The 15,914-nt window shown below is 66.0% G+C and carries 20 protein-coding genes and 1 pseudogene; 6 read left to right on the top strand and 15 right to left on the bottom strand.

The genetic code is table 11. From position 1 onward, the window contains the following. Positions 1 to 26: 26 nt before the first annotated feature. Positions 27 to 713, top strand: coding sequence for a flavin reductase family protein (locus ABD708_RS01200; RefSeq protein WP_344751450.1), 687 nt, complete (start codon positions 27 to 29; stop codon positions 711 to 713). Here ABD708_RS01200 and ABD708_RS01195 read toward each other — a convergent pair. Next, on the bottom strand, positions 704 to 883 hold the full coding sequence (locus ABD708_RS01195; RefSeq protein WP_344751449.1) for a hypothetical protein: 180 nt from the start codon (positions 881 to 883) through the stop codon (positions 704 to 706). The two genes, ABD708_RS01200 and ABD708_RS01195, sit on opposite strands and share 10 nt — an antisense overlap. Continuing rightward, complete coding sequence (locus tag ABD708_RS01190) at positions 880 to 1,539, bottom strand: TetR/AcrR family transcriptional regulator (RefSeq protein WP_344751448.1); 660 nt, start codon at positions 1,537 to 1,539, stop codon at positions 880 to 882. Before ABD708_RS01190 ends, ABD708_RS01195 begins: the two co-directional genes overlap by 4 nt. Before the next feature lie 85 nt (positions 1,540 to 1,624). On the opposite strand from ABD708_RS01190, the gene ABD708_RS01185 reads away from it, so the two are divergent. Continuing rightward, complete coding sequence (locus tag ABD708_RS01185; protein WP_344751447.1) at positions 1,625 to 3,220, top strand: MFS transporter; 1,596 nt, start codon at positions 1,625 to 1,627, stop codon at positions 3,218 to 3,220. 26 nt (positions 3,221 to 3,246) lie between these two features. Here the strand turns inward: ABD708_RS01185 and ABD708_RS01180 are convergent, their stop codons facing one another. After that, the gene (locus tag ABD708_RS01180; protein ID WP_344751446.1) at positions 3,247 to 4,770 is read right to left on the bottom strand and encodes a DHA2 family efflux MFS transporter permease subunit; all 1,524 of its coding nucleotides are present in this window, start codon (positions 4,768 to 4,770) and stop codon (positions 3,247 to 3,249) included. Between the two features lie 81 nt (positions 4,771 to 4,851). Here ABD708_RS01180 and ABD708_RS01175 point away from each other — a divergent pair, with 81 nt between their 5' ends. Next, positions 4,852 to 5,469, top strand: a complete 618-nt coding sequence (locus tag ABD708_RS01175; protein WP_344751445.1) for a TetR/AcrR family transcriptional regulator — start codon at positions 4,852 to 4,854, stop codon at positions 5,467 to 5,469. Positions 5,470 to 5,808: 339 nt separating this feature from the next. Here ABD708_RS01175 and ABD708_RS01170 read toward each other — a convergent pair whose 3' ends face one another. From ABD708_RS01170 to ABD708_RS01145, 7 genes and pseudogenes are all read right to left on the bottom strand, one after another. Next, positions 5,809 to 6,240, bottom strand: coding sequence for a VOC family protein (locus ABD708_RS01170; protein WP_344751444.1), 432 nt, complete (start codon positions 6,238 to 6,240; stop codon positions 5,809 to 5,811). An 8-nt stretch (positions 6,241 to 6,248) separates the two neighbouring features. Continuing rightward, entirely contained in the window at positions 6,249 to 6,884 is a 636-nt protein-coding gene (locus ABD708_RS01165; protein WP_344751443.1) for a VOC family protein, read from the bottom strand. Positions 6,885 to 6,969: 85 nt separating this feature from the next. Next, on the bottom strand, positions 6,970 to 7,410 hold the full coding sequence (locus ABD708_RS01160; protein WP_344751442.1) for a YdeI/OmpD-associated family protein: 441 nt from the start codon (positions 7,408 to 7,410) through the stop codon (positions 6,970 to 6,972). 2 nt (positions 7,411 to 7,412) lie between these two features. Next, complete coding sequence (locus ABD708_RS01155; protein WP_344751441.1) at positions 7,413 to 7,637, bottom strand: hypothetical protein; 225 nt, start codon at positions 7,635 to 7,637, stop codon at positions 7,413 to 7,415. 51 nt (positions 7,638 to 7,688) lie between these two features. Then, positions 7,689 to 7,787 (bottom strand): annotated as a pseudogene (locus tag ABD708_RS19415) (sigma factor-like helix-turn-helix DNA-binding protein); the annotation flags it as partial. A 12-nt stretch (positions 7,788 to 7,799) separates the two neighbouring features. Continuing rightward, positions 7,800 to 8,750 carry a quinone oxidoreductase family protein gene (locus tag ABD708_RS01150; RefSeq protein ID WP_344751440.1) on the bottom strand — a complete coding sequence of 317 codons (951 nt, stop codon included), beginning with the start codon at positions 8,748 to 8,750 and terminating at the stop codon, positions 7,800 to 7,802. After that, entirely contained in the window at positions 8,747 to 9,598 is an 852-nt protein-coding gene (locus tag ABD708_RS01145; protein ID WP_344751439.1) for an alpha/beta fold hydrolase, read from the bottom strand. The genes ABD708_RS01150 and ABD708_RS01145 overlap by 4 nt, the downstream gene beginning before the upstream one ends. 65 nt (positions 9,599 to 9,663) lie before the next feature. On the opposite strand from ABD708_RS01145, the gene ABD708_RS01140 reads away from it, so the two are divergent. Then, positions 9,664 to 10,218, top strand: coding sequence for a TetR/AcrR family transcriptional regulator (locus ABD708_RS01140; RefSeq protein WP_344751438.1), 555 nt, complete (start codon positions 9,664 to 9,666; stop codon positions 10,216 to 10,218). A gap of 22 nt (positions 10,219 to 10,240) precedes the next feature. On the opposite strand, the gene ABD708_RS01135 is transcribed toward ABD708_RS01140, so the two are convergent. The 4 genes from ABD708_RS01135 to ABD708_RS01120 form a co-directional block, all read right to left on the bottom strand. After that, positions 10,241 to 10,936: a response regulator transcription factor gene (locus ABD708_RS01135; RefSeq protein ID WP_344751437.1), complete on the bottom strand. Its 696-nt coding sequence runs from the start codon at positions 10,934 to 10,936 to the stop codon at positions 10,241 to 10,243. Continuing rightward, entirely contained in the window at positions 10,927 to 12,216 is a 1,290-nt protein-coding gene (locus ABD708_RS01130) for a sensor histidine kinase (protein ID WP_344751436.1), read from the bottom strand. Before ABD708_RS01130 ends, ABD708_RS01135 begins: the two co-directional genes overlap by 10 nt. Positions 12,217 to 12,244: 28 nt before the next feature. Continuing rightward, positions 12,245 to 12,679: a hypothetical protein gene (locus tag ABD708_RS01125; RefSeq protein WP_344751435.1), complete on the bottom strand. Its 435-nt coding sequence runs from the start codon at positions 12,677 to 12,679 to the stop codon at positions 12,245 to 12,247. Between the two features lie 329 nt (positions 12,680 to 13,008). Next, a complete protein-coding gene (locus ABD708_RS01120) occupies positions 13,009 to 13,653 on the bottom strand; it encodes a MerR family transcriptional regulator (protein ID WP_344751434.1) in 645 nt (214 codons plus the stop codon). Here ABD708_RS01120 and ABD708_RS01115 point away from each other — a divergent pair. Next, positions 13,652 to 14,125 carry a hypothetical protein gene (locus ABD708_RS01115; protein ID WP_344751433.1) on the top strand — a complete coding sequence of 158 codons (474 nt, stop codon included), beginning with the start codon at positions 13,652 to 13,654 and terminating at the stop codon, positions 14,123 to 14,125. The two genes, ABD708_RS01120 and ABD708_RS01115, sit on opposite strands and share 2 nt — an antisense overlap. 12 nt (positions 14,126 to 14,137) lie before the next feature. Next, complete coding sequence (locus tag ABD708_RS01110; protein ID WP_344751432.1) at positions 14,138 to 14,584, top strand: DoxX family protein; 447 nt, start codon at positions 14,138 to 14,140, stop codon at positions 14,582 to 14,584. A 100-nt stretch (positions 14,585 to 14,684) separates the two neighbouring features. Here ABD708_RS01110 and ABD708_RS01105 read toward each other — a convergent pair. After that, a protein-coding gene (locus ABD708_RS01105; protein ID WP_344752165.1) for an IS3 family transposase occupies positions 14,685 to 15,850 on the bottom strand; the annotation gives its coding sequence in 2 pieces (ribosomal slippage) (positions 14,685 to 15,563 and positions 15,566 to 15,850; 1,164 coding nt in all). Positions 15,851 to 15,914: the final 64 nt, after the last annotated feature.

Genomic DNA, 15,914 nt, shown 5'->3' with positions numbered 1-15,914 from the left:
AGTCTCGAACGCGATGGGCCGCAAGGATGACCGACATGACTGAGACTTGCTCCGCCGCCAACCCGACCCCGCGCTACGAACATGACGTGGTCGAACCGGCGATCCTGTACTGGGGTACGCCCGTGATCCTGATAAGCACGGTCAGCGAGTCGAACGACGTCAACCTGATGCCGATGTCCTCAGCATTCTGGCTCGGGCAGAACGCCATCCTCGGTCTGGGCAAGCGCTCCAAAACCTTTGAGAACCTCATCGACGTCGGTGAATGCGTGCTGAATCTGCCCTCGGCAGACATGGCCGATATGGTCGATCGCCTTGCCTTGACCACCGGGCGCGATCCGGTACCGGCGGCCAAGTACGAAGCGGGCTACCGCTTGGTCAAGGACAAGTTCGCCCGGGCCGGCGTGACACCCGTCCCGTCCGACACCGTGCGCCCGCCACGGGTTGCTGAGTGTCCTGTGAATATGGAAGCGCGGGTGGTAGCCACATCGCCGATCGCCGACGACGACCCAGCCAACGCTGGTTACACAGCAGCGGTTGAGGTTCATGTGACGCGCATCCACGTCCACCCGCAGATCCGGCTGCCCGGTTACGAACATCGCATCGACCCGGACACCTGGCGCCCGTTGATCATGAGCTTCCAGCAGTTCTACGGTCTCGGTCCTCGCCTCCGTTCGTCGCGACTTGCCAGTATCGACGAGGAGTACTACCGCTGACGACCGCACGGGCTGAGAAAGCCCTGGACGTTAGGGGTGTGACCCACGGTGCGAGCATGAGCGCGCAACAGGAACGCCAGGAGCGTACCGATGATCACCGCGCTCGGGTCCACCAGAAGATCGTTGTTCACACCGACGATATCGGCGGTTTGAGGTCCAGATTCCGTCATGCGCTGTCGGTACCGGATGGCGTGGGTCTGCGCTTCGGTGTTGAGGAAGGTGTCGAACGGCGTTCCCGGTCACGATGTGACTCGTTCAGGGTGAGGAAGCGGTCGACAAGGCGGTGTGCGATCTCAGGTTCGAGGGGCTCGAGCGTGAAGAGCCGGGTGGCGTAGATCGGCAGGAGGACGATCTCCACGAGGTCGAGGGCGGTCAGCGTCACTCGTTCGCCACGCTTGGCTGCACGTGAGAGCATCTGCTCGAGCACGTCGACGCGTTCTTGCAAGAGCTCGCCGGGTGGATGGCCGTCCTGGATAACGCGCAGCAGAGCGACGACGAAGGGCGAGTGTCCAGCCGGGTGGGCATTGAGGGCGTCGACGACACGCGCAGCCCACTGCTGCAGCTCACTGCGAAGATCGCCCGCATCGTCGGGGATCGGACTGTGCTCGTTGAGCTCCTCGACGGCGAGGTCGGCGAGCAGCCCCGGCATCCCGCCCCAGCGCCGATGCAGAGTCGAGCGGTTCACGCCGGAGCGGCGGGCGACCTCTGAAGTCGTGATCGACTCGACGGGCTTCTCGGCGAGCAGTTCGGCGAGTGCGCCGAGCACCGCCGCTCGGACCCGGGCGTTGCGGCCGCCGGTTCGCTCCGTCACGGCATCTATTTGCATGCCCTCACGCTAACACACCAGGTGTTGCAACTAGTCGCCTAGTATGCCTACTCTAAATACAACAGGTGATGCATTTGGAGGGTGCGTGTTGAAAGAGAAGATCGTGCTGGAGAGCTCGCCACGGCGCTGGTGGGTGCTCGGAACGCTCGTACTGAGCCTGCTCGTGGTCCAGCTGGACACGACGATCCTCGGCATGGCCGTGCAGAGGCTCTCTCAGCCGGCTCCGGCCGGGCTGGGGCTGACACAGGGCGAGCTTTTGTGGGCGATCAATTCCTACACGCTCGTCATGGCCGGCGGGCTGCTCACGGCCGGGGCTCTCGCCGACCGCTTCGGTCGGAAGCGGGTGCTGCTTATCGGGATGGTGTTGTTCGGGCTGACATCGGCGTGGTGTGCGTTCGCGGTGAACGGCCCGATGCTCATCGCCGGGCGCACCGTGCTCGGACTCGCGGCGGCGCTGGTCACCCCGACGACGCTCGCGATCATCACGAACACGTTCACCCCGCAGGAGCGCCCCAAGGCGATCGGCATCTGGTCCGGCGGCGTCGGTGTCGCGGTCGCGGCCGGACCGATTCTCGGCGGGCTGCTGCTGGACCACTTGTGGTGGGGATCGATCTTCCTGGTCAACGTGCCGGTCGTCATCATCGCCCTGATCGCGATGGCTGTGGTCGTGCCGGAGTCCCGCAACCCCCGCCCGGGGCGGTTCGACATCCCCGGCATCGTGCTCTCACTGCTGGGCATGGTGCTGCTCGTCGACGGGATCATCGAAGGCGGTGACACCGGCGACTGGACCAGCCCGAACGTATGGGGCGTCGTACTGGCCGGAGCCATCGTTCTGGCCGGTTTCCTGCTCTGGGAGCGGCGCGCCGCGGATCCGCTGCTGCCTGTCGGCTGGTTCCGGGTACGCGAGTTCTCCGGGTCGATCACGGTCATGACGCTCGCGTTCTTCGCGATGCTCGGCGTAACTTTCACCGTCACGTTCTACCTTCTCAGCCTCCGCCGGCTCGACGTGCTCGCTGTCGGGCTGCTCATGCTTCCCCTCGCGATCGCCCAGCTCGTGTTCTCTTCGCAGACGCCCAGGCTCGCCGCCCGGTTCGGTGCACGTGCCACCGGGGCGTTCGGGATGCTCGCCCTCACTGCGGCGCTCCTGCTGTTCGCCACTCTCGACAGCGGCACCTCGCTCTGGATCGTCGAGGTCGCGATGTTTCTCATCGGCGTCGGTATCGCGTTCATCATGCCCTCCGCGTCCGCGGCCATCATGGGGTCGGTTCCCCGAGAACGTGCCGGCACCGCATCCGCGGCCAGCAACGCCTTCCGGCAGATCGGCGGGGCACTCGGCACGGCCGTGCTCGGCGCAGTCCTCACCAGCACGTACCGGACACGGATCACCGGTCATCTCGATGCGATCCCCGAGGGTCTGCGCAGCACGGCGGCCGCCTCCATCCAGGCCACCCAGGGCATGCTCGACTCGCTCGGGCTGAGCGGTGCCGGTGCTTCCGCGATCACGACGGCCTCCGACCAGGCCTTCATTGCCGGGTTCCACGCATCATCTCTCCTCGGTGCCGCCATCGCCCTCCTCGGAGCGATCATCGCTGCCGTCGCCCTCACACCGAAAAGAACGGGCTCCTGGCCACCGAATGTGGGCCTGCGTGCGAACGATTCGACGCATCGCGATTGTCCCTGAGCGCGTGAGCGAGCGGACACGCGAGGTCACGCCGCGTCGTCGCGCCGACGCTGTGCCGCCAGCATCAGCATGGTGATGACCAGCGCGCCTGTGCTCACCGCCGCACAGACGAGCAGTGAGACGCTCATCCCGTCCAGAAACGCCTCGCGCGCCGCAGCCACCGCAGCATCCGCATGCAGTGCGCGGGCAGCAGCTACACCCGTTGCGGCGCTGGACCGGATCGTCGCGGCAGTGCCGGACGGGAGATTCGCATGGTCGATACTGTCTCGATAAGCGGTCGTGACGACGGTGCCGAGGACCGCAACGCCAAGGGCGCTGCCGATCTGGCGGAGAGTGAGCATGAGAGCAGAGCCGGAGCCTGCGCGTGCGGCGCTCAGCGTGCGCATGGCAACCGCGGTCGTGGTCGTCATGGCCAAGCCGATGCCCGCGCCGAAGACCGTCATCCAGGTTGCCAAAACGACATACCCACTTGCTGTCGTCAGACCGCCGGTGACGGCTCCGGCGGTCATCAGGGCGAGGCCGACGATGACAGGCGAGGTGGGCCGAACGCGAGAGGCGAGACGACTGGTGATCAGAACCCCGACCACAAGGCCGCCGACCATCGGGAGGAGTCTGAGCCCGGTTCCGAGGGCATCGACACGTTCGATGTTTTGCAGGTACTGAGGGACGTTGAAGAACACCCCGAACATGGCGAAGCTCACAATCGTGGCGAGAAGCGTGCCCAGCACGAAATCCCGCGATCTGAACAGGGCCATATCGATGAGTGGCTCGCGACGTCGCTCTACCCACCGCTCCCAGATCACCAGCACGGCGAGAGCAAGGGCTCCGGCCGCGATCAGCGGAATGCTGAACAGATCGCCCCACCCCACGTTGCCGGCGTTGATGACGCCGTAGCTCAGCCCCACGATCCCAATGGCGGTGAGACCGATCCCGACGGCGTCCAGTCGAGACCGCAGCCCATTTCGCGATTCCGGGATGAGGAGGGCGACCGCGACGAGCGCGAAGAGAACGACGGGCACATTGAGGAGAAAGATCACGCCCCAGTCGAAGTGCTGCAGGAGCACTCCGCCCAGGATGGGTCCAAGGGGAAAACCGACAAGATTGGCGCTGGTGACGATCGCAACCGCCGTCGGTCTCTCTTCGGGGCTGAACAAGACGACGACCTGCGACATGCACAGCGAGATGAGAATCGCGGCGCCGACACCGAGCAGTGCTCGCGCCAGGATCAACATGCCCGTCGTGGGTGAAAGCGCGCAGAGTAGTGAACCGGCAGCGAAGACGATCAGCCCGCCCACCAGCACGCGCTTGCGGCCCCATCGGTCGCCCAGGAGTCCCGCGGGCAACAGTGCAATAGCCATGGTCAAGATGTAAGCGTTGTTGATCCACTGCAGGTCGGCGGTCGAGGCATGCAGGTCGACCGCGAGAGTCGGCAGAGCCGTGTTCAAGATCGTGCCGTCAAGGCCGACGGTCAGCACGACGAGTGCTGCGGCGGTGAGGGCCCACCACCTTCGCTGATTGCTCATATTCAGTTCGGTTGCGCTCGCGCTCATGGAGATACTCCCAGTGTCTTAGTTGCCTCGAGTTTCGCATAAGACACTGATAGTGTCTAGATGTCGAAGGGATGTCAGTGGATGACGAAGCAGGCGGCGATCGACCCGAAACAGCGGCGACGAGGAGCGGAGCTGCACCGCGCGATCGAGGACGCCGCATGGGCCGAGCTCGTACAGCACGGGTACGACGGCTTCACCATGGACGGAGTCGCCGCCAGAGCCGGCACGAGCAAGCCCGTCATCTATCGCCGATGGCCGAGCCGCGCCGCCCTGGTCATCGATACGGTCACACACCACCGATCACAGTCAGCCCCACCATCGACGACCGGGCGCCTCGGCGAGGATCTGATCGCCTTGCTGGCTCACCTCGCGGCGCCCTTCAACGGCGAAACCGGACCGGTCCTGCGCGGGCTCATGATCGATACACTCCGCGACCCCGAGTTGGGGGGGATGGCACACGACCTTCTCGATGACAGCCCCGAAGCGGCGGGAATCACTACCCTTCTGGGTCGCGCGGTCACGCGTGGCGAGGTCGCCGCCGAACGGCTCACACCGGTCGTGCTGTCCCTGCCCTTGACCCTGTTGCGGCACGAGGTCCTGGTCAACGGCATCCCGATCTCCCCTCGATTCATCGAGCGGATCGTCACCGAACTCCTGCTGCCGCTTCTGACATCACCCATCGACTCCCGGTGCAGATGACATCGGACGAATCCGCGGCGCTTCCTCTCAACGCGGCCCGGTGCCCGAGGAGAGGCTCCGACCTCCGCGCACTAGCATCGACGGAACTCGTTGTCGGCAAGCGGATCGGCGAGGGCGCGCGGTGATTGCAGGCATCCTCATCGTTACAGGCAAATCCGCACGACACTTCGGCGCACACCGCACTCGCCCTGACAGCACGGCGGAGTTGATGCATCAACCGATCGGTGGATGCGTGAGGCGTCTGCAGAGCCGTGCGAAGGGCTTCGGACGCGCACTGCTCGTCGATGCCTCGGACTCGGTTCCGTGAGCGCGGGCGGTGCATGGTCGTAACGGCGCATCTCACGCACTGTCGGGGCGAAGGCTTTGATCCAGCAGGCGCACGAAGTTTCCGGTGGGGTCGAGGAAGCCGCAGTCGCGGACCCCATCGGCTCGGGTGATCGGCTCCTGAAGAGGCTCTGCGTGGCGATGGATGAGCCTTTCGAAGGTACCGTCGAGATCTTCGGTGACAAGCGCGATGCGCCCGAGAGATACCTTCGCGGCTAGCGCGAGGAAGATCTGTACATCCCCGGCGGACAAGCCAGGATCGTCGACAAGCATCTGCAGAATGAGGCGTGCGTGCCCATCGTGTGCCTTCAGAACGAGTCGGCTGGCGTCTCGGGGCGGCGTCGCGTCTGTGTGAATGAGGGTGAGCCCAATCCCATCGCAGTAGAAGGCGAGTGACGCGTCGGCATCGAGACAAGGAAGGAACGCCTCCTGGAGTGCAAGAACCATGGCGCTGGTCAGGCGTCGGGCGTGTCCGCGGCCCAGAGGAAGCCGTCAGGGTCGGTGAAGGCAGGGCCGTTCGATACGACGCGGAGCCGGTGTGATCCATAGCCGGCCGGGTCGACGCCGAACTCCTTGGCCAGGCCGGCACGCTTGTAGAGTCCGAGCGTCACCGCGCCGTCGCCGGGTTCGAACTCCACGTACTTGTTGCCGTAGGCCTTCGCCACGACAGCGCCGGAGCCGAGGTAGAACTCCTTGCTCCTGCCGACATGCTCGACACCGAGCAGGACGACGACCCGTTCGATGACGAGGGTTTCAGAATCCTGGTGCACGGCCGCCTTCTTCCGGTCTGTGGTGGCGACCTTGACGATCGCGCCGTCGGGGGTGCGGACCACGCCCGAGTAGCCGCCCCAGAATTGCTTGGACGGTTCCTTCACGCTCGCAGCGCCGGCACGGATCGCGCCGGCGACGAGGCGGTCGACGTGTGCCGGCGCGGGAACGTCGAGTCCGAGGGTAAAGCCGCGGAAGCCGGCGCTGGGCTCCTGGTCCTGGTGCACGTGGACGCGGTCACCGAGTGCGGGCGCCGCCTCGTAGAACGCTGCGGCGGCGTCGGCTTCCGGGGCGCCCAGGCTGATGCGGTGGATGGAAAGCATGTCATTCTCCAGTCGAAGTTCGTCCTCGCGGTCGGAATATCCCGACAGCTTGTTGACGGCCCGCGCGACGGGAGTGTGACAGGACTCAGCTGCGCTCGATCAGTCCGGACACGAGGGCGTTGATGCGCCTCGTCCGTGTCCTGGCCCCTTTGGCCTGCTCGACCACGCGGATGTGCTGGCGCTGCTGACTAACGGTGAGGCGGTCGAACGCCGCACGTGCGGCCGGCTCTGCCTCCAAGGCCGAGGTGAGGTCGGTGGGCTCGGCGGCGGTGATCGGCTCCTCGTCCAAGACCACCTCCACGGTGACCTCCTGACCGACCTCCACCCCTGTTGCGGTGCGATTCGCGATGCTCAGTCCGATCAGGCTCCGGCCCCGCATCACTGCCACCCGCGTGCGCCACGTGTGCCCGCCAAGGGTGACGACCACACGGGGGCGCTTCCCGCCGCCCAGGCTCGCGACGCCGGCGGCGGGAATCTCCAGCCCCCGCATCGGCTCGGGTGGTTCCACGATCGTCTGGAAACGCATCCTCACTCCTCGCCGGTCAACGGAACGATCCGCATCGCCGCCACCGCGTCACGATCGGCGACGAGGTCGATGGCCTGCACTCGGCCGCCCGCCATTTGGAACAGGAACACCACACGCGGTCTGCCGTTGACCATCCATGCGACGCTCGGCTCGCCGGCCACCAGCACAGCCGCCGCGCCCTGCGCGGCGCTCAGAAAGGCCTCCACCACCTCGTGGTTGGCCGCCACGACGCGCCTTTCCGGCTCCGCCTCCGCCGCGCCGCGCACTTTTCGTCGAGCCCTGCTGGCGAGCTGACGCACCGCCGTGTCGGATCGGCCCAGTACCTCGGCGATCTCGGGGAACGAGTGCCCGAAAGCGTCGTGGAGGACGAAGGCGACACGTTGATCTTCTCAGGGAGTAACGATGATCTTCTTGCCGAGCGACGATGCTTGGGCCGCCCACGCCTCACCGGCCTCGTCGAGGCGGTAGGTCACAGTCGGCACGGTCAGGGAGCCTGTGAGAGAAAGGGTTGCGATCCGGGTGTAGCTGGTGAGCAGGTCGGCTGGGTTGGCGCTGGCGCCGCTGAAGCCGATCAGGGTCAGGTGGCCGCCGCGGAGCCACTCCATGCGGAAGGGCAGTCCGTCGCCGCCGGCTGACCCGACGTTCAGGTAGCGCCCTCCCGGTTTCAGGCACCGGAGTGCTGGCTCTGCCCACTGCCCCCATACCGGATCGACAACGAGGTCCACCGGTCCTCCGAGGCTGGCGAGCTGGTCTGGCAGCGGCTCGTCGCCGAGGATCGCGACACCATCGGCGCCTGCCAGTTGTGCGAGGCGGTCAGGGTGTCGGGCGGCTGCGATGACGCGTTCTGCGCCGGCGTGCTTAGCGAGCTGAACGAAGGCTGTTCCGAGCGGGCCGGTGGCTCCAAGCACGAGCACGCTCTCACGGGCCGTGAGCGCAGCTTTGGCGAGGGCGAGGTCGGCGGTAGTGCCGACGACGCCGATGGCGGCGGCCGTCTCGCTGTCGAGGCCGTCGGGCACTGGTACGCACGCGGCGCGGTCGACCACTTGAAGCTCGGCCAGCCCGCCGTTCCGGCCGGGGACCAGGCCCGCCGCCAGGAGTGCTCTGACTCGAAGGCCGGCGTCGGGGCCGTTAATGATGGTGCCAACGCTCTCGCATCCGGGGATGTAGGGCAGTTGTGGTTTGCCGGCGCGGTGGTGTCCGGAGGCGATTTGGAGGTCGATCCCGTTCAGCGCGGTCGCGTGAACCTGGATCACGACCTGGCGGTCGCTGGTTGATGCGGGGTCCTTGACCGTCTGCAGGCGGGGCGCAGTGTCGAGGGTGTCGATGACCGCGGCTCTCATCGCTGGCCGTCCTTTTGATCGAGCGACGCTGACTTGGTGAGACCAGTCGGGGCAGAAGTTGCGACGCTCACATCGAGCAGTGGGAGCAGTCCCGCGGCGACCGTGGCTGGCTCGGTCGTGTGTGGGATATGGCCGCTGTCGACCAACAGCAGCGTCGAGCCCTTGATCAGGTTGTGGACGGTCTGCGCGGCACTGACCGGTAGGACCGGGTCTTGGCGACCCCAGACGACGAGGGTCGGGGCGCTGATCTGCTTCGCGTCGCCGCGGAGATCGTGGCTGGGCAGGTTGAAGCTGCCCCACATCTGCGAGGCGGCCGCGAGTCCCGCCGGGGACCGGGTCATGGCGATCGCATTCGCGCGGGCGCGCTTGTCGGCCTCGGTGCGCGAGCGCGTGTAATGCCATGAGAACGTAGGGTAAATCGAGCGTAGGAACCAGGGCCTGCTCATCAACGAGCAGAACACGCGCGCGAAAAGGGTCGGCTTCTCGAATCCGCCAGCGTCGATCAACACGAGGGCAGTGACCAAATCTGGTCGCTGGATCGCGAGACGGGCAGCGACGTTGCCGCCGATCGAGTTGCCGGCCAGGACCGCTCCCTCGGGAGCCAGCTGGGCGACGATCTCCTCGACCAGCTGGGTGAGTCGTAACTCGGACGCAGGTTCACTCCAGGCCGGGGACCCGCCGTGCCCGGGCCAGTCGACGGCGATGCTGCGAACGTGGTCTGGCAAAAGGGCGCGCAGGTCGTCGTAGTCGTGACGGTCATGCGCCCCGCTGGGCAGAAAAACGATGGTCGAGCCTGAGCCCTGGGAGTCGTAAGCGACGTCGCCTACCGACGTGGAGATGATTGGCATGGGCGCAACTCTATCACGGTGACTGACCGGTCGGTCGTTTATTTTTCCGCGTAGACTGAGGCGCGATGACCACGAACAGCCAGCCCTCCGGAGCGCCGCAGACGCGCGAGGCGCTGCTCGACGCCGGTGCCGCGCTGGCCGAGGAGCACGGCCTCGCCGGCATCAGCGTAAACATGGTCGTCGCACGAGCCGGCGTCGCCAAGGGAACGTTCTACGTCCACTTCAAGGATCGCGCCGCATATATCGACGCCATGCACGCACGCTTCCACGCCCGCGTCAGCGCGGCCGTGGCAGAAGCGACCGCAGGACTGCCGCCCGGCGCTGAACGGCTATCCCGGGTGGCCGAGACCTACCTCGACGTCTCGCTCCAGAACCGGGGCGCAAAGGCTCTCTCCCTAGAGGCCAGCTCCGACCCAACTAGCCAGACGTCAATGGCGGCACGGCGTGAACGCCTTGCGCAGAGTGGTGTCGCCGACCTTGAGGCGATGGGATGGGAAGACCCCGAAGCCGCCGCCCAACTGCTCGCCGCGATGACCCGCGAAATCTCAGGACTGGAGTTCGACGCCGGGCGCCCCCTCCCAGCATCCCGGCGCAGCCTCAAGCGCTTCCTCGACAGGTAACCGCTTACGTGGGCGCGGTGCCTCATTCCGAAGGCTCAGAAGGACGCTCGCCACTGCGCCGGCGAGGAGTGGTTGAGTCGTTGAGGTAGGTCAGAACTGCACGAACGCGGCGGTTGCTCGCCTCGTCGTGCGCGAGTCCGAGCTTGTCGAAGAGCGTGGTCGTGTATTTGCTGACGGCGCTGTCGCTGAGGTGCAGCGAGGACGCGATCGCCTGGTTGGACAGTCCCTCCGCCATCAGCGAAAGCAGTTCAAGCTCGCGCTCGGTGAGGCCGGAGAGGAGGGAGTCCTTGTCTGGGCGATGGAGAAGCTTTGAGACCACCGTCGGGTCGAGCGCTGTGCCGCCGGCGGCGACCCGTTCGAGGCTGTCGATGAACTGTTCGGCGTCGAATACGCGGTCCTTGAGGAGATACCCGACGCCACCGGTGGCGTCGGCGAGCAGCTCACGCGCGTAGAGCTGCTCGACGTGCTGAGAGAGCACGAGCACTGGCAGTCCCGGGGCTGCGTCGCGTGCAGCCAGGGCGGCGCGCAGCCCCTCGTCGGTGTTGGTGGGGGGCATCCGCACGTCGATCACCGCGACGTCGGGCCGGTACCTGAGAAGCGCATCGAGCGTCTCGGGCCCGCTTGCCGCAGTCGCGACGACTTCATGCCCGAACGCGTCGAGCAGGTGCGCGATCCCCTCGCGCAGCAGGTATTGGTCTTCGGCGATGACTATTCGCATGGCACCGTCACCCTCACTCGGGTCGGCCCGCCGGGCGGCGAGTCGACTCTCAGCGTTCCTTCGAAGGCGTTCAACCGCCGACGGACTCCGTCCAGCCCGCCGCCTGCACGCACATCGGCGTCTCCGATGCCGTCGTCAGCGATTTCCACCTCGAGCGTGTGAGTCATCTGCTCGATACGGATGCTCGCTTCGGTCGCGCCGGAGTGCCGTGCGACGTTCGACAGAAGCTCGGCCGCCGCGAAGTAGACCGCGGCCTCCAACGGTGAGGGCAGACGTGGGAGGTCCCGTGGCGCTGCCACATCGACCAGGACCGGGCTGTCGAGCGCGAGGGCTCGGACAGCGGGTATGAGCCCTCGCTCGATGAGGACGGGCGGGTAGACGCCGTGCACGAGGTCGCGCAGGTCCTGAAGAGACTGCGCAGTCCCCAGGCGAGCCGAACGCAGGAGCTGCCTGGCCCGATCCAGGTCCGTGGCCATGAGCCGCTCGGCGGCCGCCAGATCCAGTCCGACCGCGGTGATCCGGGATTGCGCGCCGTCATGCAGGTCGCGCTCGATTCGTCGGACCTCCGCGTCGTGGGCTGCCATGAGGTCCGCCCGTTGTGCCCGTAGGTCGGCAGGCGACAGCACCGGGTCCGTCGGCGCCGCGAGCCATCTTTGAGCCAGAGGACCGACGAACCGCCACGCGAACGGGGCCAGCGCGAAGGCGACCACCACGAGCAGGCCCCCGGCAACGATCGATGGACCAGTCGCCAGCCGGAACATCAGCGCCGCTGCGACGAGCGCTCCGATCGGAATTCCGCAGACAGGAAGGATCACGGTCGCTGCCAGCGTGGCCCAGCGCACCTCGCGGCGAAAAGCGGGCTCGAGCATCCGCCGCCACCGCAGGTCCTGCTCGGCATCCTCGCGGCTGCGCTCGTACGACGACCCATTCCACCAAAAACCGGTCGAGAGTCGTACCGGCTCGAGAGTGCTGCGGTATCCACATGCCAGCTCCAGCCCCGCCCATTTTGTCAGCATGATGCGGAACAGAACGGCAACGGGATGAGCAAGCATCCCCGTGACCGCGACGATGATGACGCCAAGGGCAAACCAGGACCACAGATTGTTCCACGACCACCGGGTCCCGACCAGATTTAGCGCGGCCAGAACAGGGAGCAGCGCGACCGCCGCAGGGATCACGGCCGCGGTTCCCGCGAATGCAGCGGACCGCGCCAACCCGAGCGCAATGGCGCTGACCGCGCGTGTTCGCGCGGCCCCACTCGGTTCGCTGCCTGTGCTCATCGTGACCATTCTCGACTTCGTCGACTCATCACGCACGACCTGTGCCACGCGCCGAGGAGCCCCGGGCGGTCGCTCGCCACAGCATCACCCCGGCTGGCAGGAGCGCGAGCGCACCGATGCCCTGAACGGCGGCATACCACGAGGGGCAAATTCCCGGGATGAAATCAACGACGACGATCGCAATCGGCATCACCGTCATGATCAGCTTTACGCGGTCCGTCGCTGCACGGCTGCCACGACGAGCACTGCGCAGCAGGACGATCAGAACCGGCGTCAGCACAGCGAGGATCAGCGCACGCACCCACATGAACGTGCTTGTCGAGCCGCCCAGCGCCGCTGTCACGATCAACACCGCCACCACCACGCTGCAGCACACACCATAGATGTAGAGGCACTTCGCCCCGATGCTCAGGGACCGTTCGATCCGCTGCACACGGTCGCTGCTTGAATTCACTTCACTCACGTTCCGACTCCTTTTCGACGTGGAATCCACGCTAAGGACGACGAATCGCCTCCTGAACGGAGCCAAACCCACACCCCGGTAGGGATAGACCTACTGATTTCCGATGGAGTGTGAACCGTCCCCGGTTCTATGCCGCTTCGTTGCGGGGCTCGCTCCCGGGTTCGGGTGAGCTTTCGAGGTCAGCGTAGTAGCTGGTCTCGTAGTCGTCGGGCGGCGTCGTGATCGCCGGTGGCGTCGTGCTCGAGCCGGGGAGTACGACCTGGTGCTCGAGACCGCGGGGCGTCCCACCGACGTTAGGGACCATCGGGATCGCATGTCGGCGAGTTCCGTCAGGATCCGGCAGGGTCGGTAGCGGAGTCCGGGACGAACCGACGCATGGCGAGGTCCTGGTGAGACAGTCGGCGCAGCGCCGCGATCACGGGTTCGTAGAGGGCGGTACCGAGTACGGCGTATTCGATCGCGCCTTGCGCCGGCCCCTCCGGGACGTGGTCGATGTCGTATTCGGCGATGGCTCGGACATGAGCCCCGTAGAGCTCCAAGCGATCATCATCGACCGGGAACCCGGCTGCGGAGGCGGCGGTGAGGGCACGGTCGAGCTGCCCGACGGCTGGATAGTCGGGATCGTAGACCTGTCCGAGTCGCTCCAGTGCGGTTCGGGCAAGGGGATAATCCTGCGCCTGCTCGTTCGAGGACTCGACATAGGGCGGGAGTGCGCCGATCGCGGCGCCCAGGGTGAGGAAGAGGTCGTCGCCTGGGCCCTCGATCAGCTGGATTACCTCGGCGGCCTTCTGAACCGACAGCCCGACCACGTCGGTGAGGGCACGGATGAGGGCGAGGCGACGCAAATGCTCTTCACCGTAGCTCGCCTGGGTCGCGCTGGTCGCCTCGCCGGGCATCAGCAGCCCCTCGCGGAGGTAGTACTTGATCGTCGCGAGCGAGGCGCCCGACCGCTGCACGAGTTCCGAGACGCGCATGTATGCCTGCCTTGATATTGGATTGTTTCACTATCTAATATTGGACACTATGGCTATCCAACCACATTCACTAATCGTCATCGGCGCGTTGCTGCTCGCTCTGGTGACAGTGGAGTCCGGCGGTGTCTTCCTCACCCGGGTGATGCAAGGCAGCGTGGCAGCGAACGCGCTTCAGAAGAGCTTCTTCCGCGCCGGGCACGCCCACGCCGCCGTGCTGCTCGTGCTCTCGATCGTCATCCTCTCTGTCATCGACACGGCAAACCTCTCGGGGGTGTGGGAGGTGATCGGTCGGTACGGGGTCCCTGCCGCCGCAATTCTGATGCCTGCCGGATTCTTCCTCTCTGCCATCGGACCAGAGCCGGCGCGGCCAAACCGCTTCATGGCGTTGCTGTGGGTGGGCGTCTTCTGTGTGACGGCGGGGTTGGTCGTTGCCGGTGTCGGCATCCTCGTCGCTGGAATCTCAGGACTCTAGGAAGGACTCTCCATGGCGCCGCTCGTTGTTCTTCTCGTGGTCACCGGACTCGTCCGGCTGATCGGATGGCTCACCGGCCTCGACGGCATCGACTCGTGGTCTGCGGCCACCGCCTATGGTCTCGCGGTGATGTTCGTCATGACCTCCGGCACCCATTTCGTTCCTCGCAGGCGCGCGGGCTTCGTCGCGATCGTTCCACCCGCGATACCGGCTCCAGGGCTTGTCGTCACTGTGACCGGCGTATTCGAGATCGCGGGCGCGATCGGTCTGCTGATACCGCAGACGAGGGTGCTCGCCGCCGTCTGTCTTGGTCTGCTGTTACTGGTGATGTTTCCGGCGAATGTCTACGCCGCTGGTGCGCAACGTCACCCGAACGCGCCGCACACCCCACTGCTTCCACGGACCGTCTACCAGCTGATGTTTCTGGCCGCGATCATTGTGACGATCTGGGGCAGCTGAGAGAGGCCGCTGCACTGCGGCCCCGAAAACACCACGTCGCATTTTCGCCAGCGCAAAACTCCCGGCGAGGGTCTGCTGAAGGAACTGGTGACAGTTCGGGTTAGGCCGCGAGTGCTATCGACTTGGTCATGATTATTTCGAACTCAACCGGGGTCAAACGGCCCAGGCGGGCCTGCCGGCGGCGCAGGTGGTAGGTCCGCTCGATCCAGATGACGATCGCGATGCGCAACTCCTGTCGGGTCGTCCAGGTGCGGCGGTCGAGAACGTTCTTCTGCAGCAGTGCGAAGAACGATTCCATCGCCGCGTTGTCGCCAGCCGCGCCGACGCGACCCATGGATCCGACCATCTTGTGGCGTGCCAGCTCGCGGACTACCTTCCGGGAACGAAATTGCGATCCCTTGTCGCTGTGAACGACGCAGCCGGCGACTGCGCCGCGCAGTGCCACCGCATTGCGGACGGTGTTGATGACGAGACGGGACTTCATCCTCGAGTCGATGGAGTAGCCGACGATCTTGTTCGAGTAGACGTCCTTGATCGCGCAGAGGTAAAGCTTGCCCTCACCGGTCCAGTGCTCGGTGATGTCCGTGAGCCACAGCCGGTTCGGAGCATCGGCGGCGAAGACCCGCTGGACACGGTCATCGTGAACGGGAGGACCGGCCTTCTTGCCCTTCCCGCGCGAGCGTTTCCCGAACACGGACCACCAGCCATTCGCCGAGGCGATCCGCCACGCGGTCCGATCCGACATCGATTCCCCAGCCGCGCGGGCCTCATCGGCGAGGAACCGATGTCCGAACTCCGGGTCGTCGCGATGCGCGTCGAACAAGGCGTTCGCGCGATACGCCTCGTCCCGCTCCCGGTCGGTAATCGGGTGTTTGAGCCAGCAGGAGAACGGCTGGCGGGCGAGCTTCAGTACCCGGTACGACACCGCCACGGGGATCCCGTCAGCAGCGAACTCGACAACGAGCGGGTAGATCATTTTCCCGGCAGATGAGCCTGCGCGAAGTACGCCGCCGCACGGCGCAGAACCTCGTTCTCCTGCTCGAGCAGCCGGTTCCGCTTGCGCAGCTCGCGCAGCTCCGCGTTCTCTGCCGCGGTCGTCCCGGGCTTGGCGCCGGTCTCGACGGCAGCCTGACGCATCCAGTTCTGCAGGCAGGTCTCGCTGATCCCGAAGTCCTTCGCGATCTGACGTAGCGGGACCCCGGGGTCGCGGCTCTCGGCGACGCGCACGACGTCGTCACGGAACTCACGCGGATAGGGCTTGGGCATGGTGCTCACCCTTCCAGCGGCGCCTCACGGCACCACAGCTCAGATGTCACCTATTCCTTCAGCA

Source organism: Gryllotalpicola koreensis (assembly GCF_039538185.1).
In the GTDB taxonomy this organism is placed as follows: Bacteria; Actinomycetota; Actinomycetes; order Actinomycetales; family Microbacteriaceae; genus Gryllotalpicola; species Gryllotalpicola koreensis.
This window is presented reverse-complemented; position numbering and strand designations above follow the sequence as displayed.